Origin of the sequence: Candidatus Nanosalina sp. VS9-1 (assembly GCF_047555085.1) — an archaeon.
Classification (GTDB): domain Archaea; phylum Nanohalarchaeota; class Nanosalinia; order Nanosalinales; family Nanosalinaceae; genus Nanosalina.
Genome location: NZ_CP180230.1, coordinates 35,672 through 59,568 on the forward strand (window position 1 = coordinate 35,672; position 23,897 = coordinate 59,568).

Genomic DNA, 23,897 nt, shown 5'->3' on the forward strand with positions numbered 1-23,897 from the left:
AGTAAATCCCATTTATGACCAGTCTAATAGAGGAGTTCAGCGATGATAGGGAGAAAAAATCCGATGTAGTGATAACTATCGACGGGCCTTCCGGCGCAGGAAAAGGAACACTCGCTGAATTCATCGCAGAAACTCTCGATATCAAGGCCTACTCTGCGGGAGACTTCTTCCGGGAACTGGCTAAAGAAAAAGGCCTCAGCGTAGAGGAATTGAGCGAACAGGCGGATAAAGAAACAGATATCAAAGTCGACGAAAGAACTCTGGAGAAAGGCCTCAACGAGAACTGTGTGATCGAATCAAGGATCGCTTCATGGGTTCTCGGCGATTACTCCGATCTCAGTATCTACGTCAGGGCTGATCTGGAGGAAAGAGCCAGGAGAGTTATGAAAGATCTGGAATACGATACTAGAGAAGCTGAGGAAGATGCAGAAGATCTTGAAGAGGCCAGAGAAAAGATCAGGAAGAGAGACGAAGATAATAAAGAAAGATACAGCGATTACTACGGTATCGATATTGAAGATATTCAGATGTACGATCTTGTTATAGATAATACAGATCTGAGTATTGAGAGGCAGAACGAACTTGTCAAAAGCGCTCTGAAAGATAATTTCCCGGAGAGATTTGAGTAGAGGCCTGAGATTATGACCGGGAGTTACGAGATACTGGATCATCCAGCAGATGCAAAATTCAGGGCATCCGGCGATACACTTGAAGAGGCCTTTTCAGCAACTGTGGAGGCCTTCTCTGAGATAGTCCGTGGCGACTCCGGCATGTACAATCACAGGATAAAAGTCGAATCCGAGAATCTGGATGCTCTGCTTTTCGACTTCCTCGATGAACTGATATTTCTACAGGATTCACGCGGAATAGTTGTTTCCCATGCATCCGAGATGGATATAGAGGAACTGGATGACGGCTGGCGTCTGGAGGCGAATATCATGACAGATGACATCACTTCAGAAGTCGATTTTATGGATGTCAAGGCCCCGACGTACAGCGAGATGGATGTAGGATTCGAAGACGGACAGTGGTACGCACAGGCCGTAATCGACATATAGGCCTAGAAATTTTCCTGTGACAATCTGCATATTCTTTTGTAAAAATTCTTGCACAAAGCTAATTCATGGAGATCAACAAAATTTCCGAAAACATCTACGAGATCCCGAAAGAGGGAGATATGGAGAAACCGGCGAGAATCTACGCCAACGAGGCCTTACTTGAAAAAATCAAGGGAGATGACACTCTGGAGCAGATAAAAAATGTTGCAACTCTTCCGGGCCTCCAGAAACATTCAATCGTCATGCCGGACGGCCACCAGGGATATGGCTTCCCTATCGGCGGAGTAGCAGCTATAGACGCAGAAGAAGGAGTAATCAGTCCTGGAGGAATCGGATACGATATCAACTGCGGCGTAAGAGTTCTCAAGACAGATCTAAGTTATGAAGATGTCAAAGGCCGTGAAGAACAACTCGCAAATATTTTATTCAACAAAATTCCGTGCGGCCTCGGAAAAGGAGGATACATCGATACAGATGAAGAAGATTTAGAGAAAATTCTCGAGAAAGGAGCTGAATGGATGCTTGAAAACGACCATGCAAAGGAATCAGACCTGAAGCGGTGCGAGGAAAACGGAAAATTGCCGGGAAGGCCTGAAAAAGTACCTGAAAAAGCGAAGAAGAGAGGCCTGAATCAGGTAGGCTCTCTTGGCTCTGGAAATCATTTCCTGGAGATTCAGCGAGTGGGAGAAATTTTTAACGAGGATAAAGCAGAGGCCTACGGACTGGAGGAAGATCAGGTAGTTGTCATGATCCACTCGGGATCTAGAGGCCTCGGCCATCAGACATGTACTTACTATCTGAGAGAGTTCGAGAAGAATTATCCGGAGATTGTAGAAAAGATTCCGGAAAAGGAGTTGATTTACGCTCCTATAGAGGATGAGCTTGGTCAGGACTATAAGGCTGCGATGTATGCTGCTGCTAACTATGCCTGGGCTAATCGACAGGCAATCACAGAAGGTATCAGAGACTGTCTGGATGAAATATTTGGGGAAGTTGAGACAGAGCTTCTCTACGATGTATGCCACAATATCGCGAAGGAGGAGACTCATGAAGTCGATGGAGAAGATAAAGAAGTGATTGTACACAGGAAAGGAGCGACTAGAGCCATGCCAGCAGGAAGAGAAGAAGTTCCGGATGTTTACTCGGATGTAGGCCAGCCTGTATTGATTCCTGGAAGTATGGGAACTTCCAGCTATATTTTGTCTGGAGGAGAGGCCTCTCTTGATCTTTCATTCGGTTCCACAGCTCATGGCGCCGGCCGCCTCAAATCTAGAACGCAGGCAAAGCAGGATTACTGGGGCGGCGACGTCCAGGACGATCTGAAGCGTGAAGGAATCTACGTGAAAGCAGCTTCCGGATCAACGATCGCTGAAGAGGCTCCGGGAAGCTACAAAGACGTTGATGAAGTCATCAAAGTCTCCGATGAACTCGGTATTGGGGAGAAAGTCGCCAAGTTGAGGCCTCTGGTGAATATCAAGGGATGACTCTCATGTCTCTCGAAAAAAGTATATCTTTTCGTGTACAGAAATTTTCTCTATGATACTGGAGGAACTTGAACAGGAATTTAACTACGGGAAACTCGATGACGATGAAATAGAGGACAGAGTACAGGAAGAGATACAGGATTTGATAGATGATAACTCCAGAAAAGAGATAATAGGAGATCTGAAAGGCCTTGATGAAAGCTTCCAGGATCTTGTAGTCAATATACTTGATCAGGAGCTTCTGGAGATGTACCATGATCAGTTTGAACTGGACAGAGAGTTCCAGGATCGCTTCGAGGAAACGCTGGAAGGCCTACAGAAAGACTACTCGAAAGATGAAATCATTGAGATGGCTTCTCAGTACAGTGAAGAGTTCGAGGAAAAAGTGAGGGAGGAACTGGAATAACTTCTCTATTTGACATATCTTTTCGTACTCGCCGAATTCTGTGTCTCCAAGCCCGTCTCTGTCGAGGCCTGTCTCAATCTCTATGTAGTCTTCGTTCATACTTTTTCTTCTGAAGTACCGGAAGACTTCCTCTCCGTTATGTTCGCCGACTTTGACGGCGCCTCCACGTCTCTCCTCGCTATCATCGATTATTCCACCGAAAGCACCGTACTGGACGGCAGCTTTTTCTCCATCGTATGAGACAAGAATATCATCTGCGTTTACGCCGGAATCCATGTTCTGTATCCAGGAGTTTTCGCTGTAGGCCTCTGTCTCACCGTTTTCAACTTTCAGTATCTCTGTGCTTTCGCAGTCCAGTTCCTCAGACTCTACTTCGCCGCCAAGCATCTGTGAACAGCCTGAGAGGCCTGCTGCGGAGGATACACCAAAGGCCTGTAGAAATTTTCTTCTCTTCATAGTGCAAGAATCACGCGCCACGATTAAATATTTACTTGCTGGTAGCAACGCCTTAGATTTGTTCGTAATTTCTGAACACTCGTTTCTTTGACACGGACACCCTGTTTATAAAAGTTGACTTTACTTTCGTTCTTACCGGTCGATGTTCTCGACTGGACAAACCTCTTTTTGGAGGTCAATGGGGCTGCTTGGAAGGCGTTTTGGCGTCTATGGGGCAGTATCTGTTAAACACGCAAGGAGACACGATAATCTATGTCAAAGAAGAACAGGCCACGAAGCGGATCGCTTGGATACAAGCCGAAAGTGAGAGCTGAACGTATGTATCCAGAGATCGATAATTACGAAGATACAGATGAGCAAAAGCCACTCGGCTACGCCGGATACAAAGTAGGAATGTCCCGTGTAATGATGGTAGACGACACGGAAGGAGCTACACAGGGACAGGAAGTAGCTGAGGCAGTAACAATACTAGAAGCACCTCCTCTCAGAGTTTACGGAGCTAGATTTTACGTTGAGGATCCGAACTCAGGGAAGCAGGTGTTCACAGAGGCCTGGACAGAGTCTCCAGCCAAAGAACTCCAGAGAGCAACAGATATTCCAAAAGATGGAAACATGGAAAATCTGGAGAAAGCAAAAGAGCATTCAGACCGAATAGTCGATGTTAGACTTCTGGTTCACACGCAGCCTTCTCGAGCTGGAATCTCCAAGAAGAAGCCGGAGAACTTCGAGCTTGGTATCGGAGGCGACGTTGAAAGCCAGCTTGAATACGCAGAGGAAATGATTGGAAAGGAGATCGAGTTCTCGGATGTTTTCGAGGAAGGGGATTTCTCAGATGCGATCGCAGTTACTAAAGGAAAAGGAGTTGAAGGGCCTGTACAGCGTTACGGGATCAAGAAGCTCGGCCACAAGACACAGAAGAAGCGAAGGAAGGCCGGAAACGTTGGTCCGTGGCATCCTGACACGCTTTCGTGGAAGATTCCTCTTCCAGGACAGCAGGGATTCAACAACCGTACAGAATACAACAAGAGGATCCTTCAGCATGGAGACGACCCTGAAGAAGTTCAGAGGGAAGGAGGATTCAAGAACTACGGAGAAGTCAAGTCCAATTATATTATAGTAAAAGGTTCTGTTCCAGGGCCTTCAAAGAGACTTGTCCGACTCCGAACAGCAATGAGGAAAGACGGAAAACCAGGAAATCCAGAAGTTACTTACGTGGAGAAGTGAGATAGATGACACTACCTACACAGTTTGATGAACGAGTAAGACCGGATATCGTCAAGCGTGCAGTTCTTTCGATGCAGTCGAAGAACCGCCAGCCTTACGGAGCAGATCCTGAGGCAGGCCTGAAGCATGTTACACGATGGAAGCAGAGAAATAACGCATTCAGAACAAAGAAAGGAAAGGGGATTTCCCGTATTCCGAGAAAGATTCTACTCGGACGTGGAGAGCAGTTCTACTCTGTCGGAGCAGAGTCTCCGAACACCAGAGGAGGACGTACAGCTCATCCACCGAAGGCAGAGAAAGATTTCTCAGAAGAAATCAATAATAAAGAAAGACGCAAGGCAATCAGATCAGCAATTTCAGCTACAGCAGACGAAAGCCTTGTATCAGAGAAGCACAATTATGAGGGAGAGCTTCCTCTAAAGGCCTCAGGTATTTCAGATATCGAGAAGACTTCTGAATTGAAGAGTGTACTTGAGGATCTAGGCCTTGAGGACGAGCTTGAGAGAGTAAGCAAGAAGAAAGTTCGTGCAGGCAGAGGAGCTAACAGAGGCCGAAAGTACAGAAGAAAGACAGGGCCTCTTGTCGTTGTCGCAGAGGACAACGGTGTGAAGCAGGCTGCTGCAAATCTTCCGGGCGTAGATGTTTCAGTTGTTGATCAGTTGAATGCTGAGAAACTTGCGCCGGGAGCAGAGCCAGGAAGGCTTGTCGTCTGGTCAGAAAAATCACTTGAGAGACTTGAAGACGAGGAGCTTTTCCACTAGGTGATCTAGAATGAATGAACAGAAAGCACTTGAAATAATCAAGAATCCGCATATTACAGAACAGGCCATGGATATGGTCGATGAAGAGAACAAGATTGTGTTGATTGTGGATCTTGATGCAGATAAGAATCAGATCGAGGACGCAGTTGAAATGCTGTTTGATGTGACGGTTAAAAAAGTAAACACCTCGATTACTCCACAGAACGAGAAAAAAGCATACGTTAAACTTGATCCAAGCGACGACGCAATGGATGTTGCGACCGAGCTTGGAATGATTTAGGTGACTTAACATGGGATCTCCACTAAGACAACAGAGAAGAGGAAAAGGATCGCCTAACTACCGATCTTCAAGCAACGGTAAAGGCGAAGTAGAACACAAGAACGCAGAGTTGACAGGTACAGTCAAGGATATTCAGCATGATTCATCTAGAAGCGCACCTGTAGCGCTTGTAGAGTATGAGGACGATGAAGAGCGTTACATTCTTGCACCTGAAAATCTGGCAGTTGGAGATGAAATCCAGCTCGGCGTAGAAGCAGAGATCAAGGAAGGAAACACACTGCCTCTAGGAGAGATCCCTGAAGGAGTACCAATCCATAATATCGAGACACAGCCAGGAGACGGCGGAAAGCTCGTAAGAAGCTCAGGAACATACGCTTTCGTTGTAACACACGAATCAGATGGAACAAGAATCCGGCTTCCAAGCAAGAGCTTCAAGAAACTAAGTACTAAATGCAGAGCGACAGTCGGAAAAGTCGCAGCCGGCGGAAGAAAGGATAAGCCTTTCGTCAAGGCCGGAAACAAGTTCAAGGCTATGAAAGGCCGTGGAAAGACTTATCCAAAGGTTTCCGCAGTAGCCATGAACGCCGTAGATCACCCATTCGGAGGATCTGCAAAACCAGGAATGCCTAAGACCACTTCCAAGCACGCTTCGCCTGGAAGCAAAGTTGGTAACATAGGCGCAAAGAGAAGCGGAAACAAGAAGGAGTGATAACTAATGTCAGATGACTTCACGTACAGAGGAAAAACAGTAGAGGAGCTCAAGGAAATGAATCTTGATGAATTTGCAGAGCTTCTCAAATCGGATGGAAGAAGAAAAATCAGGAGAGGCCTCAATGAAGGAGAGAAGAAGCTTCTTGAGGATTTAGAGGAAAACGATACTGTCAAGACTCACGAGAGAGACATGATTGTTGTACCTAAGATGATCGGTAAAACGGTCAAAGTGTACAACGGCCAGAGATTCATTGATGTTGATGTAGAGGGAGAGATGCTTGGCCACACTCTTGGAGAATTCGCTAAAACCCGCAAAGAAGTATCCCACAGTGCACCAGGACTTGGAGCAACACGTTCCAGCCAGCACGTACCGCTCAAGTAAAGGTGTAGATAGAAATGACAGAAGCCAAGGCAGTCGGGAAAAACCTTCCAATCTCATGGAAGGACTGTACAGAAATCGGCCGTTTCATCGACGGCGATTCTGTAGAGAAAGCGGAGAACAAGCTTGAGAGAGTAATCGAAAAGGAACTACACGTTCCGTATACAAAGTTCGACAGCGATGCAGGACACAAGTCAGGAGGAGAAGCAGGAGGATATCCTGTGAAGGCCTCTGAAGAAATGCTTAAGCTGCTCAGATCTGCAAAGTCAAACGGAGTGGATCAGGGCCTACAGGAAAGCGCAATGAAAGTTTCCAATGTAATCACGAATCAGGGACCTGAAGTTGCAACTCCTTCAAGGCATCGTGGTAGAACTTCAAAATCAGCACACGTCAAAATTTTCGTTTCAGAGTAGTGTAATCCAATAATGAAAGAGAAACAGTTTATTCAGAAAGGCGCACGCAAAGTAAGGCTTGATGAGTTCCTTGAAGACGAGCTTGAAGGAGCTGGATACAGTCACAGCGATATCGTGCGTACACCTACAAGTACAAAAGTAGTGATCTATGCCCAGAGGCCTGGTCTTGTAATCGGCCGTGGAGGATCACGTATCAACGAGTTAACAGATGATATGGAAGAGGCCTTCGATTTCGAGAATCCTCAGATTGAGGTCAACGAGATCGAGAACGGTGATGCCAACGCAGAAATCGTTGCGAAGAGCATCGCTGACTGGCTTCAGAAGGGAGGACACGCCAAGCGTGTAGGATACACCTACCTTCGAAGAATGAAGGAAGCCGGCGTTATCGGAGCAGAGCTTGAGATTACCGGAAAGCTTTCCGGAAACCGTGGACGAACTGAAAAATTCAGTTTCGGATACGTAAAGCGATGTGGAAACACTTCCAAAAAGAATGTTTCAAAGGCATACGAGCTAGCTCGTACAAAGCCTGGAGCTATCGGAGTCAAAGTCCGGATCATGGAAAGCCTTCCAGAGTTCCAGCACAGAAAGATCGATGTCAACAAGGAAATCTTCCATGAAACAATCAGCGATGAGGATGCAGAGAACAAGTCCTCAAGAATCGAGGAAGTTATCGAAGAAGCTGAGAACATGACATCAGCAGAACTTCAGAGAGCTATCGAGGAGAAAGAAGAAACCATCGAAACATCTGACATAGAAGTCGATGAAGTAAGAGATGCCTTCGAGGCCCGTGAAGACGAAGAACAGGATGAAAATGTAGAAGAAGAGGCCTCAGACGAAGAAGACGAGTCCAAAGCGGATGAAGAAGCTCCTGAAGAAGATACAGAAGAAGCTGAAGAAAGTGAAGGCGACGAAGCAGAGTATGAAGAGATCGTTTCAGGAACAATCAGCGATGCAAAGGACATGATTGACGAGCTGGATGATCCTGATTACGGAGCACTTCTTCAGGCCGAGAAAGCAGGTAAAAACCGGAAAACTTTCACTGACTGGCTTGAAAGCCAGAACGAATAGGTGAACTTCAATGACAAAGCTAGATGCCGAAGAATTGAGGAATCAGTCAGAGGAAGAGCTTAATCAGCAGCTTCAGGACCTCCAGAAGGAATTAGTAACAGAGAGAGGGCAGATCGAAGTTGGAGGATTCGCTGAGAATCCTGGACAGATCGGCGAGATGAAGAAAAGCATCGCCCGGATTAAAACTGTTTTAAATGAGAAAACTTCAAACTAAGTTATACTACAAATGTCAGATCTCAATCCGAACAGCAGTATCAACGACGACCTTGACATAACTGATTCTCTGGCGAGAGCCGAACAGAAAATCACTGTGAGAACAGACTCCAGAAGCTACAACAAGGAGATGACGATAGTTGAAGGCCTTGGAGACGATATAGATCTCAACGAACTCGCCTCCAGCCTGAAATCAAGTCTTGCCTGTGGAGGAACAGCCAAGGATGGCCACATCGAACTCCAGGGCGATCACAAGTACAGGATCAAAGATGTTCTCGCAGAGGAAGGATTTGACAAAGAGAACATTGAAGTCAAGTAGCTCTCTACACACATTTTTCCCACATCTCTCTTTTTCCTTTACTTGTTTCAACTTTTCTCTATTATCTGGATTAAGGCCTCTACAGAAAATATTCTTTAAGCTTCACAAAAAACAGTTTGATGGAGTTGATTGATCTGAATAAAGAATTTGTTCTGCCTCCAGCACTTGAAAAAGGGGATAAAGTAGCTATAGTTGCAACATCTTCAGGAGTCCAGAGATTTCCGAGTGTTCTCGATAAAGGAGTTCAGAGGCTGGAGGAAAGATTCGATCTTGAAACTGAAATATTTCCTACAGCAGAAAAATCCACTGAGTATCTAAACAGTAACCCGGAACAGAAAGCTGAAGAGTTCATGCAGGCCTTCGAGGATCCGGAGATAAAAGCTGTAGTGGCCTTAACAGGAGGAGACGAACAGCTTCGTATCCTGAAACATCTTGAACCACAGAGACTGAAGGAGAATCCGACAAGATTCTATGGATTAAGCGATAACACAAATCTCCACATATACCTGTGGAGTCTTGGCATCCGCAGCTTTTACGGCGGCCAGATACTCGATGATCTTCTCGCCGAAGAACAGATCGGAGAATACACGTACAGCTATCTGGAGAAGGCCTTTTTCCAGGATAAAATAGGCGAGTTAAGGCCTTCAGACAGGTTTACTGACAAGTTTTTCGATTTATCTCGTGATGAAGTAACTGATGATAGAGAAAGATTTGAATCTCCTGAATGGGAGTTCTGGAACTTTGATGATGAATCTGTCGAGGGACGGCTTTTCGGAGGATGCTTCGAGGTACTGAGCTGGCAGTTGGCTGCCGGAAGATACCTGCCGGATCCGGAGGAGCTTGAGGACAGGATTCTTTTCCTGGAAACCTCCGAGGAAGCACCTCCTGCTACAAGCGTTAAACGCTGGCTGATGTGTATGGGCGAAAGAGGCCTTTTGCAGAAATTTTCTGCTGTACTTGTCGGCAGGCCTATCAGAGCCCAGCTTCACGGTGAAGAAAGAACAGAGGAGGAAAAACAGGAGTATCACAGGACACAGAAACAGGCTATCAAGAACGAAGTTGAAAGATACTGTCCTGAGACTCCGATAGTTTTCGATATGGACTTCGGGCATACACACCCGAAGATAACGCTTCCTGTCGGAGGAAAAATCAGGATCGATCCCGAGGAAAAGACGATTAAAGAACTATGAACGAGAACAGGTAATATGCCGATCACACCGGAAAATCTTCCCAGACATGAACTTATAGGCCTCCCGGTAGAGGTAACTGAATCAACGGATAAGAACAAGGAAGGCCTCTCAGGACAGGTACTGGATGAGACGAAGAACACGTTGAACATCGGTGGAAAGATTATAGATAAGGAAAACTGTACTTTCCTTTTCACTTTGCCGTCGGGGGAGAAAGTTGAGCTTGATGGAGGGCTTATCGCGAAGAGGCCTGAGGAACGTGTCAAGATGAAGCTTCCCGGGAAATGGAGTTAGCAGATTTTTCATTAAAATTAAGTGTATCGGGCAGACACTGGACTTTTATGCAGGCCTCCAGAAAGTTTCTGGTGTTAATACTGGCTTTAGCTGTGTTTTTATCTGCAGCTTCGGCAGGAACGCTTTCGACGTACAGGGATATTGTTGAGACAGAGGTTCATCAGCTGTATGCTAATGAACTCTCCAACGGTACATACGAGTTAGAGGCTGATGCCTATGCAGGGGATGATCAGAGAAACAGCATCTACGCGGCATATATTACAGATAATTCGCCTTCGGACTACAGAAATTTTTCTTTCTATCTGGAAGAACAGGCTAACACCAATCACAACTTTCACCTGACTACTTACTGGCTCCATAATGGAAGTCTATCCGATATCGGCACCGATGATTTCGAACAGCTGAAGGACTTCAATCAGCCTCCTGCAGGAACAACATATTACACCAATCTTACAGACAGAAATGAAGATTATGGAAAAGTTGCAGTAGTTGTTGAGGGAACGCATTACTGGTATGAAGACGACTATCTCAGAGTAGTCGTATCAAATATTTCCTCTCCAGACGCCGGCACATCAATCTGTGATTCAAGAGGGCCTCTGAACGAATGTATAGCAACTAAGTCTCATGATATCGGTGGAAGAAACTTCGACATCTCGTCAATTTTCCAGTCAAAGTCTTCTGCAGTATTCAGATCTCGTGGAAGCAAGGCCTCACTGAATCTGTCTAACTCCACATCTATCTCAGGCCTATGGAGAGGAGGATTCCGGATAATGACGGAAAGGCCTGTGCTGCATACTGGAGCCAGGTTCAGGCCTCAAGGTAGAGATATAGTTATAGGGGATTGAGTGCGTTACCTGTTGACTACCCTTTTAAAGTTTGGTGTCTCTTTCAAGCTTACGACACGTTGATGTGTCATTTCCGCTGGAAGTCGGGCGACCGATACTTTCAGGGGTGAAGGAGTAAAAACCGCTTTTGTAGAGTGTGTTAGTCTCTTTTAGCCCTTCTGGGAGTGTTTTCTGGCGGATATCAAAAATAGAGGTGAATCAGGTTTGACTACAGAATCCGAAATTGAATCAGAGTACCCGGTAAGAGGAGGAACATTTGTTGGAAGAGTTGTATCTAATAAAATGGACAAATCAGCGACTGTCCGATGGGAACATGCGCAGAAGGTTCCTAAGTTCGAGAGGTACGAGCGAAGAAATACTAAAATATCAGTTCACGTACCTGAGGGCGTCGAGGTTGAGGAAGGCGATCAGGTAAAAGTTGGCGAGACAAAGCCTATCTCTAAAACCAAGAGTCATGTCATCATGAAGGTTTTCGATGACGATGAAGAAATCGATGTAGAGGAGGAATGATCTAGATGAAGCCTGTAGGATCTAATATTACACGTACTCTGGATATCGGTGCCGAGCTTACTTGTGCCGATAACTCCGGAGCGAAGAAACTGAAAATAATTGGAGTTAAGAGCCAGGCCAGCAGAAGAAGCCGAAGAAACTCCGCTGGCGTAGGCGATATCGTAGTTGTCAAAATCTTGAAGGGTGACGAAGAAGTCAAGCACCAGGTCTTTGACGCAGTTATCGTCAGACAGAGGAAGGAGTTCCAGAGGCCTGACGGTCTTCGCGTAAAGTTTGAAGACAATGCTGCTGTACTTATGGAGGAAGGAGGCCTTCCGAAGGGATCTGTTACGAAAGGTCCTATCGCGAAGGAAGTTGTGCAGCGTTTCAGCCCTGTAGGAAAAATCGCATCGAAGGTAGTGTAAAGAGGTAATCAAAAATGAAGCAGAAGCAGAACTGGAGTAGTTCATGGAAGTCAAGTACCGATCCTCAGAAGCAGAGGAAGTACAGACAGAACGCTCCACAGCACGTAAAGGATGATTTTATTTCAGCAAATCTTTCCCACGATCTCAGAGACGAGCTTGAGACACGTAATCTAGGCCTGAGAAACGGTGACCGTGTAAGAGTTATGAGAGGTGACAGGAAAGGCGCTGAAGGAATTGTAAATGAAATTGATAGAGAAAATGAAAGAATTTTCATCGACGGCGTAGAGGATACAGCTGTCGATGGATCGAAGAGACAGATTCCTTTGAGGCCTTCAAACGTACAGATCCAGGGCCTTAACTTGAGCGATGAAAGAAGACTTGAGAAGTTTGCTGTAGAGGACTTCGAAGAGATCAAGGTTTCAGATGAGGAAGTTGAAGAAGCTCTTGAAACGGATGAAGAGGAAGAGATGATGCAGCAGCTTCAGGGCGGCGGAGAGCCGGCTGACACAGGAGACCTCGATGAAGAAGAGATCGAGAAGATTGAAGAAGAGATCGAGGAGGAAATCGACGAGGAAGACATCGAAGACATGAAGGAAGAGGCCTCTGAAGAAGATGAAGAGGAATCTTCCGTTGACTACAGCGATGTTGTTTCAAGCAATATCGGTGAAGTCAAGGAGGCAGTTGAAGGGATGGAAAGTCCTGACTTCGATGCGCTTATCGAGGCCGAAAAGGCTGGAAAGGATCGTAAAACCATGATCGAGTATTTGGAGAATCAAAAGGAGGAATAAAGTATGACACATCAGAAGAGACTTTCAGCACCTAAACATTACCCTATTGAACGTAAGAAGACGACTTACGTTTCGACTATCAGAGGTTCAAGGGATGCAGACTCTGCTATTCCAGCTTCTCTTTTCCTTAGAGAGGTTGTAGGTTACGCAGAGACAAATAAGGAAGCAAAAGAAATCGTCCGTAACGGAGATCTTCTTAGAAACGGCGAGGAAATAGGAGATGTCCAGGAAGGCCTAGGAGTTCTCGATCTTGTCGAGCTACCGAAGGCTGACGATACTTTCAGGGTGCTGAAAAACGGAGATAATCTTGATTTTGTGCCTGTTGAAGATGGAGAAGTTGTAGCGAAAGTAGTTGGAAAAGATGTTGAAGGCGACGAACTCGTATACAGACTTCACAACGGAGAGAATTACAGGACAAAGGACGAGTTCAGCACAGGAAGCACTCTTGTACTTGGAGATGGAGTAGAGGAAGTAGAGCTTGAAGAAGGCGCAGAAGTCCTTGTAATCAAGGGACAGCACGCTGGAGAGACAGCAGAAGTACAGGAGATCAACAGCAGAGGAATGAATCCTGATACAGCAGTAATTGAAAACGGAGAATCATTCGAAACCCAGCTTGACAACCTAGTGGCTGTTACAGGCCTGGAGGTCAGGTGATTAACATGTCAAATGAAATGAAGGATATTGAAATCGCAAAGGTAGTTGTCAACATCGGAGCAGGACAGGTAGGAGACGAAGTAGAGAAATCCTATGATCTTATCGAGAAGCTTACAGGAAGACAGCCAGTACGGACAGAATCCGGTGAAGATGCAAAGACCTTTGGAAAGAGAGCAGGCCTTAATCTTGGAGTTATGACAACTCTGAGAGGGGAAGAGGCCCGTGAATTCCTTGAGAAAGTATTCCCTGCAGCAGATAACGAACTGAACGCAGAGGCCTTCGATGGAGCCGGCAACTTTTCGTTCGGAATCTCCGAGTACATCGATGTTCCTGGAGTCGATTATGACTCTGACATCGGTATGCGTGGTTTCGAAGTTGCCGTCAAGCTTGAGAGGCCTGGTTACAGGGTAAAGAAGAGAGATCACAAGCCTCGTGAGATAGGTAAGGATCACCTGATAAGTGATGATGAGGCCCGTGAGTTCGTCGAGGAAGATCTCGGCGTAGAGGTGGTTGAATAATGAGTTATGAGAAAGTACTGGAGCAGATAAAGCACAAGGAAGGCAAGAGAAGGAAGTTTGAGAAACATAATACTCCAAAGGAGAGAGATTACGGAAAATCCACAAAAGAATGCAGAAGATGCGGAAGAACAGGCCGTGGAGTTATCTCCAAGTACGGTCTTGACTACTGTAGACAGTGCTTCCGTGAAATCGCAGAAGATCTCGGCTTTGAACAGCTGAGCTAATCAGGAGGTAATAAAAAATGACACAGGATACACTTAGCGATGCACTTTCGTCCATTAACAATGCTGTAAGGTCGGATAACGATTATGCAGTTATCTCACCTACAAGTGACTTGGTGAAGAACGTACTTGTACAGCTACAGCAGGAAGGTTACATCGGAGTCTTCGAGCTTGTCGAAGACGGAAAAGGAGGAAAGTTCAAGGTAGAAGTAACAGGCAAGATCAACGAGTGCCAGTCAATCAAGCCGAGGTTCTCAATGAGCAACGACGAATATCAGAAATGGGCTCAGAGATATCTACCGGCTCGAGGATTCGGTAAACTTATCGTTACAACCCCTCAGGGCGTCATGACACATGAACAGGCCCGCGAACAACAGATAGGAGGAAAGCTCCTGGGATACGTCTACTAGGTGGTTAAAGATGAAAATCGAAAAAGATCTTCCAGAAGATTATGAAGCAGAATACGAGGATGGAGTCCTGACAGTTTCAGACGGCTCTCAGGAAGTTGAGAAGAAACTGGATCATGCAAGAGTAGATGTAGAGGTACAGGGAGACAAAGTCGCATTCTCGACAGAAAGCAGTAAAAGAAATATTGAAAGTATAGTCAAGACTTTCAGCAGGCATTTCGACAACATGGTCGAAGGCCTGGAAGAAGAGCATGTCTACGAACTGAAAGGTGTCTACGCACACTTCCCTATGACAATCAAGACTGAAGGAGATCAGCTTGTTGTCGAAAACTTTATGGGAGAAAGAAAGCCTAGAAAAGCAGACATCATGGAAGGAGTAGACGTCTCAGTGAACGGCGAAGAAATCACAGTTAAAGGCCCGGACAAAGACAAGGTATCTCAGACAGCTGCACGTATAGAGCAGCTTTCCAACAAAGGAAACAGAGATCCAAGAACGTTCCAGGACGGGATTTACATCGTAAGAGGTGACCGATAATGAGTTTCAAGAGACAGGATAATCATAAGAAGAAGAGTGTACCGGACTCATGGAGAAGGCCTACAGGAGGCCACTCTCGTGCACGTCTAGAGAAGAAAGGTGCAGTACCACTTCCAAAAGCAGGTTACAGAACGCCAAAGAGCGAACGTGGAAAGCATCCTTCAGGATTTGAAGAGGTTCTGGTACACAATGTTTCAGAACTTGAACAGCTTGACGATGGAGAAGCAGCTCGTATCGCCTCAAAAGTTGGAGGCAAGAAGAAAGAGCAGATCATCGAAAAAGCTGACGAAGAAGAAATTAAAGTGCTTAACAGAGGTGACTACTAATGGATTTGAAGAGTCAGAGAAGAATGGCCGCAGACATCATGGATGTCGGCAAGGACAGAGTATGGATGGATCCTGATCAGATGGAGAAGATTGACGAAGCCATCACAAGAAAAGACATCAGGAATCTAGTTGAAGGAGGAGCAATCCAGAAAAAGGATGTAAAAGGTACATCCAAAGGCCGAGCAAGAAAGAACAAGAAACAGAAGCAGAAAGGCCGCAGAAAAGGTCATGGAAGCAGAAAAGGCCCTAAGACTGCAAGAAAGTCCGAGAAAGATGAATGGATGAACAAGATCAGGGCCCTCAGATCTGATCTGAAGGAGATGCGAGATAATGATGAACTTACACAGGAACAGTACAGAGAACTTTACAGAAAGGCCAAAGGAGGCTTTTTCAGAAATCGTAAACACCTTGAAAACTACGTTGAGAATGAGGTAGAGTGATTATGGGAAAGACATCTAGCTATCGTAAGCCTTTCACAAGAAGAAAGGATCAGAAGACTGATTATGAGCAGAGGCTTCAGCTCATCAAGGCAGACAAGCCAAGAGCTGTAGTACGAACCTCAAACAATCATACTAGAGTACATCTTTCAGAATATGATCCTGAAGGAGACGAAAATACTGCACAGACGATAAGCAAGCAGCTTGAAGAGTATGGATGGGAACATCATACAGGAAATATTCCTGCAGCATATCTGACAGGATTCCTGGCAGGACAGAAAGCTGACGCTGATGAAGCAGTTCTCGATATAGGCCTGAGAAAGGATGCTCGTGAAGGAAGAATCTTCGCAGCAGTACAGGGCCTGAGAGATGCAGGAGTCGAAGTTCCTGTAGGAGATGAGGCTCTTCCAGAGGAATCACGTATGAGAGGAGAGCACATCAAGGAGATGTCAGGAAAGGATGTACCATCAAATCTTGAAGAAGTCAAGGAAAACATCGAAGGTGATTACTAATGGCAGATCAGGAAATGGAGGACGAAGAGATTTGGACTCCGAAGACAAAACTAGGTAAGAAAGTTGCAAAAGGCCAGATAACAGATATCGTAGAGGCCTTGCGCTCTGATAGAAAGATCATGGAGCCTGAGCTGGTTGATCAGCTTGTGGATCTTGATGAAGAAGTTGTACTGATCGGAGGAACACCTGGAAAAGGAGGAGGAAAGTCCAGGACTGTTTCAAAGAGAACAGTACGTATGCACAAGTCAGGAGCACGTTACAACTCCAAGGCCATGTCCATTCTTGGGGACAAGAACAAGGTAATCGGAATCGGCATGGGAGAATCAGATGACACTCGTGCAGCTATCGAAGATGCTACTCGAAACGCAAAGCTTAATCTGATTGAAGTCCAGAGAGGAAACGGATCCTGGGAAGACAGAGGAGATACAGAGACATCTATTCCTTTCAAGGTAACAGGAAAGTCAGGTTCAGTTGAAGTAGAGCTGAAGCCAGCGCCGAAAGGAACAGGCCTGGCAGCAGGAGAAGCAATCCAGAAGATGTGCGAACTAGCAGGAATCGAAGACATCTGGGCAACTTCACGTGGAAGCACAAGGACACGTGAAAACATGGTTAAGGCTACTTTCGAGGCCTTCAAAAAGCTCAACGAATATCAGAGAGACGAGGAGAGTGAAGAATAATGATTGCAGCAGTAAGACTCAGAGGTTCAGTTGATCTTTCACAGCCTGTCAAGGATACTCTCGACAGCCTGAATCTTGATCAGAGGAACAAGTGTGTTCTCATTGATGAAGACAACGAAGCCGCTGTCGGAATGCTTGAGAAAGTAAGTAACTTTATCACTTACGGAAAGATAAGTGAAGATACAGTCGAAAAAATTGAAGATAAAGAAGGAGAAGCAAGTCCAGGGACATCTCTAGGCCTGAGGCCTCCATCCGGAGGTTTCAAGGACACCAGGAAACACGTTAACTCTGGTGGCGCACTAGGCGAAAGAGATGATATGGATGAACTTCTAGAGAAGATGCTTTAAGGTGAATCATAATGACAAAGAGAAGATCCAAGAAGAATAAGTCCGGAAGTCATGGATACGGAAGCTCCAAAAAGAACAGAGGAGCAGGTAACCGTGGTGGACGGGGAAACGCCGGTGGAGGAAAGAAGGCGCAGTCCAAGAACATGACAGAAACCGGTATCAATGAACTCGGGGAAGAAGGATTTAACTCCCGTAAAGAACCTCAGACAGGTATCAATCTTAGAGATATCGATCAGAGGATTGAAGAGTTCGTTGAAGAAGGCCTTGCAGAAGAGGAAGACGGCAAGTACGTTTTCCATGCAGATGAAGCTGGCTATGACAAGGTTCTAGGCGGTGGAAAGATCACAAGGTCTATAGAGATCAGAGCAGAAAAATTCTCAGATTCTGCTGAAAGAAAGATTGAGGATTCGGAATCTGAAGCAGTTGTACTAGAGGAATAGAGCACAAATGGTTTCATTCGTAGGGATTGCAAGCTATCTTCCAAGCATCAGAGAGCCAGAGAAAGAGCAGTCGTTAAAGGAGATGCTGGCATGGACAGGAGTTGTACTTCTCCTGTACTTCCTGCTTGGTTCTATCAATGTCTACGGAGCGAATTCTGAAGCAGTTGCACAGGCACTTACACGTCTGGAGACATTCCAGACACTTCTAGGAGCACAGATTGGTTCTATAATTACACTGGGAATTGGACCTATCGTTACGTCCAGTATTGTACTTCAGATGATGGTAGGATCCGAGCTACTTCCATGGAATACAAATACACAGGAAGGAAAGCAGAAGTTCCAGGCGGCACAGAAAGTACTGGCCTACTCTCTCACAGTTATAGAGGCCTTCGGATGGGTTCTATCCGGAAACTTCGGGCCTGTATCTGGAGATCCTATGCTTGTATTCCTTCTGGCAGGACAGATCACTATTGGAGGGTGGCTGATAATCCTGATGGACGATCTCGTCCAGAAATGGGGATTCGGATCAGGAACAGGAATATTCATTGCTGCAGGAGTATCTAAAGCAGTTTACATCTCAGCAGTATCACCTCTAACACAGACAGGAGAGCTTTTCTGGAGTGTCGGAGGAGGAACAGGAACACCTGTAGGAGCACTTTTCCAGTTCATAAACAGCTTTGAGCTTACGGCACTTTTGCCTATCGTCTCAACTATACTGGTTTTCTCGGTAGTAGTATACATGCAGTCGATGAAAGTCGAAATACCTCTAACATTTGGAAACGTCAGAGGATTCGGTCAGAAATGGCCTCTTAACTTCATATATACTTCAAATATGCCTGTAATCCTTATTGCAGCACTTGTAACAAACTTCCAGATCGTAGGATCATCAATCGCAGGATCCAACGGATGCTCAATCCTTGGATGCTTCTCAGGAGGACAGGCAACATCAGGCCTTGTAAGCTGGCTTCAGGCCCCTACACAGGCCGTAACATCATTCCTGGGTACAGGAGTAATGGCCCCTAGCGACATAATCCACATACTATTCTACATCTCGGTATACGCATTCGGATCTGTACTTTTCTCAATCTTCTGGATGAGAACTTCAGGACAGGATCCTGACTCAGTAGCTGAACAGATCCAGCAGACAGGCATGAAAGTACCAGGATTCAGGAAGGACAAGCGAGTCATAAAGAAAGTCCTCAACCGGTACATCCCTTCACTGACAATCCTATCAGGATTCCTTGTAGGTCTTCTGGCAGCACTTGCAAACATGACAAGCGCAGCAGGAGGAGGAACAGGTATCCTGCTTACAGTCATGATCCTTTACAAGCTATACGAACAGCTGGCACAGAAGCATATGGAAGAACTACACCCAGCGATGAAGGACTTCATGCAATAAAAACAAGACTCGACAATTCAAAGACAAGGAGACAATGGCAGGAATCAACGCAATACTCGCACCACTTTTCGAATTCTACAACACGTTGTTCCAGCCGCTGCTCGCAGCAGGCCCATACGTATCACTGGGCTTCTTCTCCGTACTTCTTGCAGCACTTTTCTCAGTAATCTACTGGTGGCTTCTCGACATAGAGAAAGCTGACAGGATAAAAGAAAAGATCGACAAGTACCAGGAAAGAATGAAAGAGGCCCGTGAAGAAGACGAACAGGAAAAGGCCTCAAGCCACTTCAAGAAGACACTACAACTTAACCAGAAGTTCATGATGTTGAACATGAAGCCTATGATCGCCACAATGGTGTTCGTAGGACTGTTCTTCCCATGGCTTGGAGCGACCTACGCACCGACAGTAGAAATGACACAGATAAACGATACTGCTTACAACGGAACGCTTGAATACGCAAATCAGGAAGCAGCTCTAGAGGCCTTGAACGTATCCGGACAGATGCAGTTCCGTGGAGAAGGCGCTCTTTCAACCGACGAGCTTGAAGCTCTTGGACTTACATGGGAGGTAACTAACTTCCGGCTTGTTGAAGACCAGACTCACGATGCTGAAATGAAGATCAACGGTAAATTCATAGATCTGCCTGTAAGCATCCCTCTGGCAGGAGAGGCCCTCAACTGGCTTGGATTCTATATCCTGATCATCATGCCGATGACATACATCTTCAGGAAGCTTCTCGGCGTCCAGTAAAAGGACCTAAATTTTTCCCCGTTATTTTTCTCTCGTAGTTAAAAAACTCGGAGGTAAAGAAAGGAAATATGGCTGAATGGTACGTACGACAGGAATCCGAGACAAATCCAGATTTTGGCTCTATACCTGAGAAAAGATCGGTTGAAGAGCTTCTGGAAAAAGGAATGGTTCTAATCGATAAGCCCTTCGGCCCTACAAGCAACCAGGTATCTACATGGATCAAGGAAGAACTTGATCTGAAGAAGACAGGCCACTTTGGAACACTTGATCCAAACGCAACAGGAGTCCTGCCAGTAGGCCTTAACTCCGGCACACGTATAAACGATGCACTGGCGAAAGCGGACAAAGAATACATCTTCGAGGCAGAGACTGAGGAAGCAAAAGATAAACAGGAAGTCAAGGAGGCCTTGAAGAGTTTCAGGGGCGTTAACAAGCAGGTACCTCCTGAGAAAAGCGCTGTGAAAAGGGAGGAAAGAGAAAGGGAAGTCTATGATATAGAACTCCTTGAAGTAGAGGACAGGAAAATTCTTGGAAGAGTTGAATGTGAATCAGGATTCTATGTAAGAGTTCTGATCGATCAACTAGGCGAAAAACTTGATACAGAGGCCTCTATGAAAGAGTTAAGAAGGACGCGTGAAGGAGATATAACTGAAGATGAGACATCAACGCTTCAGGATGTAGTCGATGCCTATCATTTCTACAATGAAGGCCGTGAAAAAGAAATAAGAGAAGTACTTCATCCGATCGAAAAAGGCATACAGCACCTGAAGAAGATAGCTGTAAAAGATTCAGCGGTCAACGCAGTCGCTAACGGAGCAGACCTGGGATCAACAGGAATCTCCAAGCTACAGGACGGCATCAAAGAGGATGACATGGTGGCAGTAATCACACTGAAAGGAGAACTAGTCGCTCTAGCCGAGGCCCGGATGACATCAGAACAGATGTACTCCGCTGAAGGCACAGCAGCGGAGCTTCAATCCGTCCACATGGATCCTGAAACATACCCGAAAAGATGGAAGCAGTAAAAACTTCTTCTGATGCTACAGTCCAAATAAAAAAGTGTATAGCTGAAATCAAAATACAGAGGCCTTTTTTCCTACAAGGCCTTCATCAAATCTGCTACTTGCCGAGGTGACTGAGTGGCTAAAGGTGCCACCCTGGAAAGGTGGTGAGCGTTACAGCTCTCCTGGGTTCAAATCCCAGCCTCGGCGTAAATTCTTTTTCTGGCATTTGATGTAAGAAGCTCCATTATCTGCGAGCTTCGGGTTCAAATCCCAGCCTCGGCGTGTTAACTATTCTTTCTTGGCGTTTGAGACAAGTATCTCCCTCTTCAAATGGTACTCCTCTTTCTGAAGGGAGGCCGTGTAAAGCGCCACTGCGTAAAGCATCAGTAGAAATGTAACTCCGATATAGGATGCAATCTGATTGATTATCCTCAGATGCGGTACTCCGAAAGAAGCCGCCACAGAGGTAATCACTCCGGCGTATAACAATGTTTTAATCGACATCTGAACCAGTTTCCTGTTCCTGTACTTTTTCCGGGAGGCCTCGTACTCCTCGTATTCATCTGAACTGTAGAACTCTTCATCGTCCTCGAAATGCTGTCGTAGTTCTATATCAGCACGTCCCAGCGGCGTAAGTCTGAAGATTTGATCTTTCATACAAGTCTATTTTTACAGGCCTCTACTTTTATCCTTCGAACAATTCCCCGGAACTGAAAATATAAAATGCTTGCAGATGTATTGCTACCTGTGAAAAGCGACAGAAAAATAGATGTTTTTGCTGTTTCTGCAATACTCCTTTTCGGATCTGTCGTCGGAGCATTCGCCATGTACAGTCACATGGATGAAAGGCTTCAGCAACTAGAGCATGACAATTCTCCGCAGATAATTTACATGAATGGCTCCGCATCACCGGGACAGGGATTCACGGAGCTTTTTGACAGCCTTGATCAATCAGTAGTCTCGGTATCAGCTCTTGGAGAAGAAAGCTCACAGGGTTCAGGATTCGTCTACTCTAAAGAAGGTCATATAGTCACAAATGAGCATGTTATAGACGATGCAGAACGCGTAAAAGTAACTTTTACTGAAGGACGAAGCTACGATGCAGAAATCATAGGGATGGATCCTAACTCCGATCTAGCAGTCCTCAAGGTCGATAGAAACAACTTGAGGCCTCTGGATCTCGGAAACATATCTGAAGTGAAAGTAGGCCAAACTGCAATAGCTATAGGAAATCCATTCGGGCTGAGAGGTACAATGACTTCAGGCATAATATCTCAGAAAGGCAGAACGCTTCCTACAGAAACAGGATTCTCAATTCCAAATGTTATACAGACCGATGCCGCCATTAATCCCGGGAACTCAGGAGGCCCGCTTCTGAACGCAAAAGGTGAAGTAGTCGGCGTAAACACTGCTATAGAAAGTAGAACAGGAACATTCTCCGGCATAGGCTTCGCCATACCGGTAAGCCAGGTAAAAATGGTGGTTCCAAGAATGATAGAAGAAGAATCTGATGTAGAATATCCTTGGCTTGGAGTATCAGGATATACAGTAACTCCTGCGATAGCTGACGCGATGAATATAACAGAGGCCTCAGGTTTCCTTATTGTAGAGGTTGTAGACGACAGCCCAGCTGAAGAAGCAGGATTTGTAGCAAGTAATACAACAGTTGAAATTAATGGAAGAGATACTTTGATCGGAGGAGATATAATCAAAGCTATAGACGGAAGAACGGTAGAGGGAACAGGAGATGTTCTTACGTTCCTTCCTAGGTATCACAGGCCCGGAGAAGAGATCAATATCACGGTGCTTAGGGATGGAGAGGAGGTAGATCTTCCTGTAGTTCTTGGAAGCAGAAGCTCTAGTGCGGCTGGTAACGTAGAATAGCGGCCTTTCCTCCGAGATTTTCCAGTCTTTTCCCGGCCTCGTGGTCGATGTGAACGATCTCTACTTCACCGCCCATTTCCTCAACTTTCTTTGCCAGTTCATGTTCCTCCCGGTACTTTTCCGCTGTCAGAATCAGTTTCTCAACAGCACCTTGATTCACAAGATCGTTCACTGGAGCTCCATATGAAACTTTATCGTCCTCTCTCAAGGCCTCCATGAGTTCTTCTATAGTCCTTGACTCATCAGAGATACGTGAACTCTCCACCACTTTGTCCAGAGCACCTCTCTTGATAGCTTCGTTAAGGCCTGTACGTCCGATAACGGAAGTATCCTGCATCAAAGTCTTGCTGATTATTTCCTCGTCAAGCATGTTCTTTATCTTGTTCTTCTCAAATCCGGGCCCGCAGAGAACAATATGATCAACGTTCCGCGAAGATCTCTTGATAACTTCCTTCACCTGATTGTGAAAGTTTCCACTATCTATCTGATCGCTGTACAGCTTCCCTGGAATATTCAGATCAATCTTTGAAAGGTTCTTGATCCCTGACTCCTCCACTATGTAGAAATCGGCTTCTCCTTTCTGCACAAGTACGAAAAGCACTCTGTAAGAGTGATGTGACTCGGCCTCTTCAAGTCGCTCCCACTCCTCTTCGGAGAAATCCTTCCAGATCTCGAACTCTTTACCGGGCTCCAGATTGAAAGTGTGGTATCCCATCTCGACATCCTCATCACCTCTCGTGATCTCTCCCGTAACTCTGAGACGGTTCTCCTGGTATTCAACTTTTTCTGTTCTCAGAGTAAGATGCGTCGCCTTCTTCTCCCTGCTATCTCGTTTCGTCCTCTGTGTAAAGGCCTTAACTGTATCACCTTCCCCGATTATATCTTTCAGGTACCAGAGATCATCCTCGTTTTCTATCTCTATCCTGACGTATCCGTCGGACCTGTCTGATTTCAATATTTCCATACTGGAGAATGACCGGCCTAC

37 protein-coding genes and 1 tRNA gene are annotated in these 23,897 nt (G+C 45.7%); 35 read left to right on the plus strand and 3 right to left on the minus strand.

The features are described 5' to 3' along the window. The first annotated feature begins 14 nt into the window (after positions 1–14). From cmk to ACK3SF_RS00205, 4 genes are all read left to right on the plus strand, one after another. Positions 15–629 (plus strand): (d)CMP kinase, encoded by a 615-nt coding sequence (cmk, locus tag ACK3SF_RS00190; RefSeq protein ID WP_414837813.1) that lies wholly within the window; start codon positions 15–17, stop codon positions 627–629. Between the two features lie 12 nt (positions 630–641). Beyond that, positions 642–1,058 carry an archease gene (locus ACK3SF_RS00195; protein ID WP_414837814.1) on the plus strand — a complete coding sequence of 139 codons (417 nt, stop codon included), beginning with the start codon at positions 642–644 and terminating at the stop codon, positions 1,056–1,058. A gap of 65 nt (positions 1,059–1,123) precedes the next feature. Beyond that, complete coding sequence (locus ACK3SF_RS00200; protein WP_414837815.1) at positions 1,124–2,542, plus strand: RtcB family protein; 1,419 nt, start codon at positions 1,124–1,126, stop codon at positions 2,540–2,542. Between the two features lie 52 nt (positions 2,543–2,594). After that, a complete protein-coding gene (locus ACK3SF_RS00205; RefSeq protein ID WP_414837816.1) occupies positions 2,595–2,948 on the plus strand; it encodes a hypothetical protein in 354 nt (117 codons plus the stop codon). On the opposite strand, the gene ACK3SF_RS00210 is transcribed toward ACK3SF_RS00205, so the two are convergent. Further along, entirely contained in the window at positions 2,856–3,404 is a 549-nt protein-coding gene (locus tag ACK3SF_RS00210) for a hypothetical protein (RefSeq protein ID WP_414837817.1), read from the minus strand. The genes ACK3SF_RS00205 and ACK3SF_RS00210 overlap by 93 nt on opposite strands. Before the next feature lie 252 nt (positions 3,405–3,656). Here ACK3SF_RS00210 and ACK3SF_RS00215 point away from each other — a divergent pair, with 252 nt between their 5' ends. From ACK3SF_RS00215 to ACK3SF_RS00360, 30 genes are all read left to right on the plus strand, one after another. Next, positions 3,657–4,628: a 50S ribosomal protein L3 gene (locus tag ACK3SF_RS00215; RefSeq protein ID WP_414837818.1), complete on the plus strand. Its 972-nt coding sequence runs from the start codon at positions 3,657–3,659 to the stop codon at positions 4,626–4,628. Between the two features lie 5 nt (positions 4,629–4,633). Continuing rightward, complete coding sequence (gene rplD / locus ACK3SF_RS00220; RefSeq protein ID WP_414837819.1) at positions 4,634–5,389, plus strand: 50S ribosomal protein L4; 756 nt, start codon at positions 4,634–4,636, stop codon at positions 5,387–5,389. A gap of 10 nt (positions 5,390–5,399) precedes the next feature. Continuing rightward, positions 5,400–5,669, plus strand: a complete 270-nt coding sequence (locus ACK3SF_RS00225) for a 50S ribosomal protein L23 (RefSeq protein ID WP_414837820.1) — start codon at positions 5,400–5,402, stop codon at positions 5,667–5,669. A gap of 10 nt (positions 5,670–5,679) precedes the next feature. Then, a complete protein-coding gene (locus tag ACK3SF_RS00230) occupies positions 5,680–6,378 on the plus strand; it encodes a 50S ribosomal protein L2 (RefSeq protein WP_414837821.1) in 699 nt (232 codons plus the stop codon). Between the two features lie 6 nt (positions 6,379–6,384). Continuing rightward, positions 6,385–6,762: a 30S ribosomal protein S19 gene (locus tag ACK3SF_RS00235; protein WP_414837822.1), complete on the plus strand. Its 378-nt coding sequence runs from the start codon at positions 6,385–6,387 to the stop codon at positions 6,760–6,762. A gap of 14 nt (positions 6,763–6,776) precedes the next feature. Then, entirely contained in the window at positions 6,777–7,172 is a 396-nt protein-coding gene (rplV, locus tag ACK3SF_RS00240) for a 50S ribosomal protein L22 (RefSeq protein ID WP_414837823.1), read from the plus strand. 12 nt (positions 7,173–7,184) lie between these two features. Further along, positions 7,185–8,240, plus strand: a complete 1,056-nt coding sequence (locus ACK3SF_RS00245; RefSeq protein ID WP_414837824.1) for a 30S ribosomal protein S3 — start codon at positions 7,185–7,187, stop codon at positions 8,238–8,240. Positions 8,241–8,250: 10 nt separating this feature from the next. Further along, positions 8,251–8,454, plus strand: coding sequence for a 50S ribosomal protein L29 (gene rpmC / locus ACK3SF_RS00250; RefSeq protein ID WP_414837825.1), 204 nt, complete (start codon positions 8,251–8,253; stop codon positions 8,452–8,454). A 12-nt stretch (positions 8,455–8,466) separates the two neighbouring features. Beyond that, complete coding sequence (gene yciH, locus ACK3SF_RS00255; RefSeq protein WP_414837826.1) at positions 8,467–8,772, plus strand: stress response translation initiation inhibitor YciH; 306 nt, start codon at positions 8,467–8,469, stop codon at positions 8,770–8,772. Between the two features lie 119 nt (positions 8,773–8,891). Then, positions 8,892–9,962, plus strand: coding sequence for a S66 family peptidase (locus ACK3SF_RS00260; protein ID WP_414837827.1), 1,071 nt, complete (start codon positions 8,892–8,894; stop codon positions 9,960–9,962). A 15-nt stretch (positions 9,963–9,977) separates the two neighbouring features. Next, entirely contained in the window at positions 9,978–10,253 is a 276-nt protein-coding gene (locus ACK3SF_RS00265) for a ribonuclease P protein component 1 (RefSeq protein WP_414837828.1), read from the plus strand. Further along, the gene (locus ACK3SF_RS00270) at positions 10,244–11,098 is read left to right on the plus strand and encodes a hypothetical protein (RefSeq protein WP_414837829.1); all 855 of its coding nucleotides are present in this window, start codon (positions 10,244–10,246) and stop codon (positions 11,096–11,098) included. The genes ACK3SF_RS00265 and ACK3SF_RS00270 overlap by 10 nt, the downstream gene beginning before the upstream one ends. Before the next feature lie 204 nt (positions 11,099–11,302). Beyond that, positions 11,303–11,608 carry a 30S ribosomal protein S17 gene (gene rpsQ / locus ACK3SF_RS00275; RefSeq protein ID WP_414837830.1) on the plus strand — a complete coding sequence of 102 codons (306 nt, stop codon included), beginning with the start codon at positions 11,303–11,305 and terminating at the stop codon, positions 11,606–11,608. Positions 11,609–11,613: 5 nt separating this feature from the next. Beyond that, positions 11,614–12,012: an uL14 family ribosomal protein gene (locus tag ACK3SF_RS00280; protein WP_414837831.1), complete on the plus strand. Its 399-nt coding sequence runs from the start codon at positions 11,614–11,616 to the stop codon at positions 12,010–12,012. 14 nt (positions 12,013–12,026) lie between these two features. Beyond that, positions 12,027–12,800 (plus strand): 50S ribosomal protein L24, encoded by a 774-nt coding sequence (gene rplX / locus ACK3SF_RS00285; protein ID WP_414837832.1) that lies wholly within the window; start codon positions 12,027–12,029, stop codon positions 12,798–12,800. A gap of 3 nt (positions 12,801–12,803) precedes the next feature. Further along, positions 12,804–13,454: a hypothetical protein gene (locus tag ACK3SF_RS00290; RefSeq protein WP_414837833.1), complete on the plus strand. Its 651-nt coding sequence runs from the start codon at positions 12,804–12,806 to the stop codon at positions 13,452–13,454. Positions 13,455–13,459: 5 nt separating this feature from the next. Beyond that, complete coding sequence (locus tag ACK3SF_RS00295) at positions 13,460–13,972, plus strand: 50S ribosomal protein L5 (protein ID WP_414837834.1); 513 nt, start codon at positions 13,460–13,462, stop codon at positions 13,970–13,972. Positions 13,973–13,998: 26 nt separating this feature from the next. Next, a complete protein-coding gene (locus tag ACK3SF_RS00300; RefSeq protein ID WP_414838370.1) occupies positions 13,999–14,196 on the plus strand; it encodes a 30S ribosomal protein S14 in 198 nt (65 codons plus the stop codon). A gap of 17 nt (positions 14,197–14,213) precedes the next feature. Further along, on the plus strand, positions 14,214–14,603 hold the full coding sequence (locus ACK3SF_RS00305) for a 30S ribosomal protein S8 (RefSeq protein ID WP_414837835.1): 390 nt from the start codon (positions 14,214–14,216) through the stop codon (positions 14,601–14,603). A 10-nt stretch (positions 14,604–14,613) separates the two neighbouring features. Beyond that, positions 14,614–15,135: a 50S ribosomal protein L6 gene (locus tag ACK3SF_RS00310; protein ID WP_414837836.1), complete on the plus strand. Its 522-nt coding sequence runs from the start codon at positions 14,614–14,616 to the stop codon at positions 15,133–15,135. Beyond that, positions 15,135–15,461, plus strand: coding sequence for a 50S ribosomal protein L32e (locus tag ACK3SF_RS00315; protein WP_414837837.1), 327 nt, complete (start codon positions 15,135–15,137; stop codon positions 15,459–15,461). Before ACK3SF_RS00310 ends, ACK3SF_RS00315 begins: the two co-directional genes overlap by 1 nt. Next, positions 15,461–15,901 (plus strand): 50S ribosomal protein L19e, encoded by a 441-nt coding sequence (locus ACK3SF_RS00320; RefSeq protein ID WP_414837838.1) that lies wholly within the window; start codon positions 15,461–15,463, stop codon positions 15,899–15,901. Before ACK3SF_RS00315 ends, ACK3SF_RS00320 begins: the two co-directional genes overlap by 1 nt. A 2-nt stretch (positions 15,902–15,903) precedes the next feature. Next, complete coding sequence (locus tag ACK3SF_RS00325; RefSeq protein ID WP_414837839.1) at positions 15,904–16,410, plus strand: 50S ribosomal protein L18; 507 nt, start codon at positions 15,904–15,906, stop codon at positions 16,408–16,410. Continuing rightward, positions 16,410–17,087: a 30S ribosomal protein S5 gene (rpsE, locus tag ACK3SF_RS00330; RefSeq protein WP_414837840.1), complete on the plus strand. Its 678-nt coding sequence runs from the start codon at positions 16,410–16,412 to the stop codon at positions 17,085–17,087. Before ACK3SF_RS00325 ends, rpsE begins: the two co-directional genes overlap by 1 nt. Next, positions 17,087–17,434: an uL30 family ribosomal protein gene (locus ACK3SF_RS00335; RefSeq protein ID WP_414837841.1), complete on the plus strand. Its 348-nt coding sequence runs from the start codon at positions 17,087–17,089 to the stop codon at positions 17,432–17,434. The genes rpsE and ACK3SF_RS00335 overlap by 1 nt, the downstream gene beginning before the upstream one ends. 11 nt (positions 17,435–17,445) lie before the next feature. Beyond that, positions 17,446–17,874 (plus strand): uL15m family ribosomal protein, encoded by a 429-nt coding sequence (locus tag ACK3SF_RS00340; RefSeq protein WP_414837842.1) that lies wholly within the window; start codon positions 17,446–17,448, stop codon positions 17,872–17,874. Positions 17,875–17,881: 7 nt separating this feature from the next. Then, a complete protein-coding gene (gene secY / locus ACK3SF_RS00345; RefSeq protein ID WP_414837843.1) occupies positions 17,882–19,273 on the plus strand; it encodes a preprotein translocase subunit SecY in 1,392 nt (463 codons plus the stop codon). A 34-nt stretch (positions 19,274–19,307) separates the two neighbouring features. After that, positions 19,308–20,024, plus strand: coding sequence for an EMC3/TMCO1 family protein (locus ACK3SF_RS00350; protein WP_414837844.1), 717 nt, complete (start codon positions 19,308–19,310; stop codon positions 20,022–20,024). Positions 20,025–20,092: 68 nt separating this feature from the next. Beyond that, on the plus strand, positions 20,093–21,049 hold the full coding sequence (locus ACK3SF_RS00355) for an RNA-guided pseudouridylation complex pseudouridine synthase subunit Cbf5 (RefSeq protein WP_414837845.1): 957 nt from the start codon (positions 20,093–20,095) through the stop codon (positions 21,047–21,049). 100 nt (positions 21,050–21,149) lie between these two features. Next, positions 21,150–21,235: transfer RNA gene (locus ACK3SF_RS00360), tRNA-Ser, on the plus strand. Positions 21,236–21,316: 81 nt separating this feature from the next. Here ACK3SF_RS00360 and ACK3SF_RS00365 read toward each other — a convergent pair. Then, positions 21,317–21,685, minus strand: a complete 369-nt coding sequence (locus ACK3SF_RS00365; protein WP_414837846.1) for a hypothetical protein — start codon at positions 21,683–21,685, stop codon at positions 21,317–21,319. Positions 21,686–21,751: 66 nt separating this feature from the next. On the opposite strand from ACK3SF_RS00365, the gene ACK3SF_RS00370 reads away from it, so the two are divergent. Beyond that, a complete protein-coding gene (locus tag ACK3SF_RS00370; protein WP_414837847.1) occupies positions 21,752–22,912 on the plus strand; it encodes a S1C family serine protease in 1,161 nt (386 codons plus the stop codon). Here ACK3SF_RS00370 and ACK3SF_RS00375 read toward each other — a convergent pair. Beyond that, a complete protein-coding gene (locus ACK3SF_RS00375; protein WP_414837848.1) occupies positions 22,887–23,876 on the minus strand; it encodes an mRNA surveillance protein pelota in 990 nt (329 codons plus the stop codon). The genes ACK3SF_RS00370 and ACK3SF_RS00375 overlap by 26 nt on opposite strands. Positions 23,877–23,897: the final 21 nt, after the last annotated feature.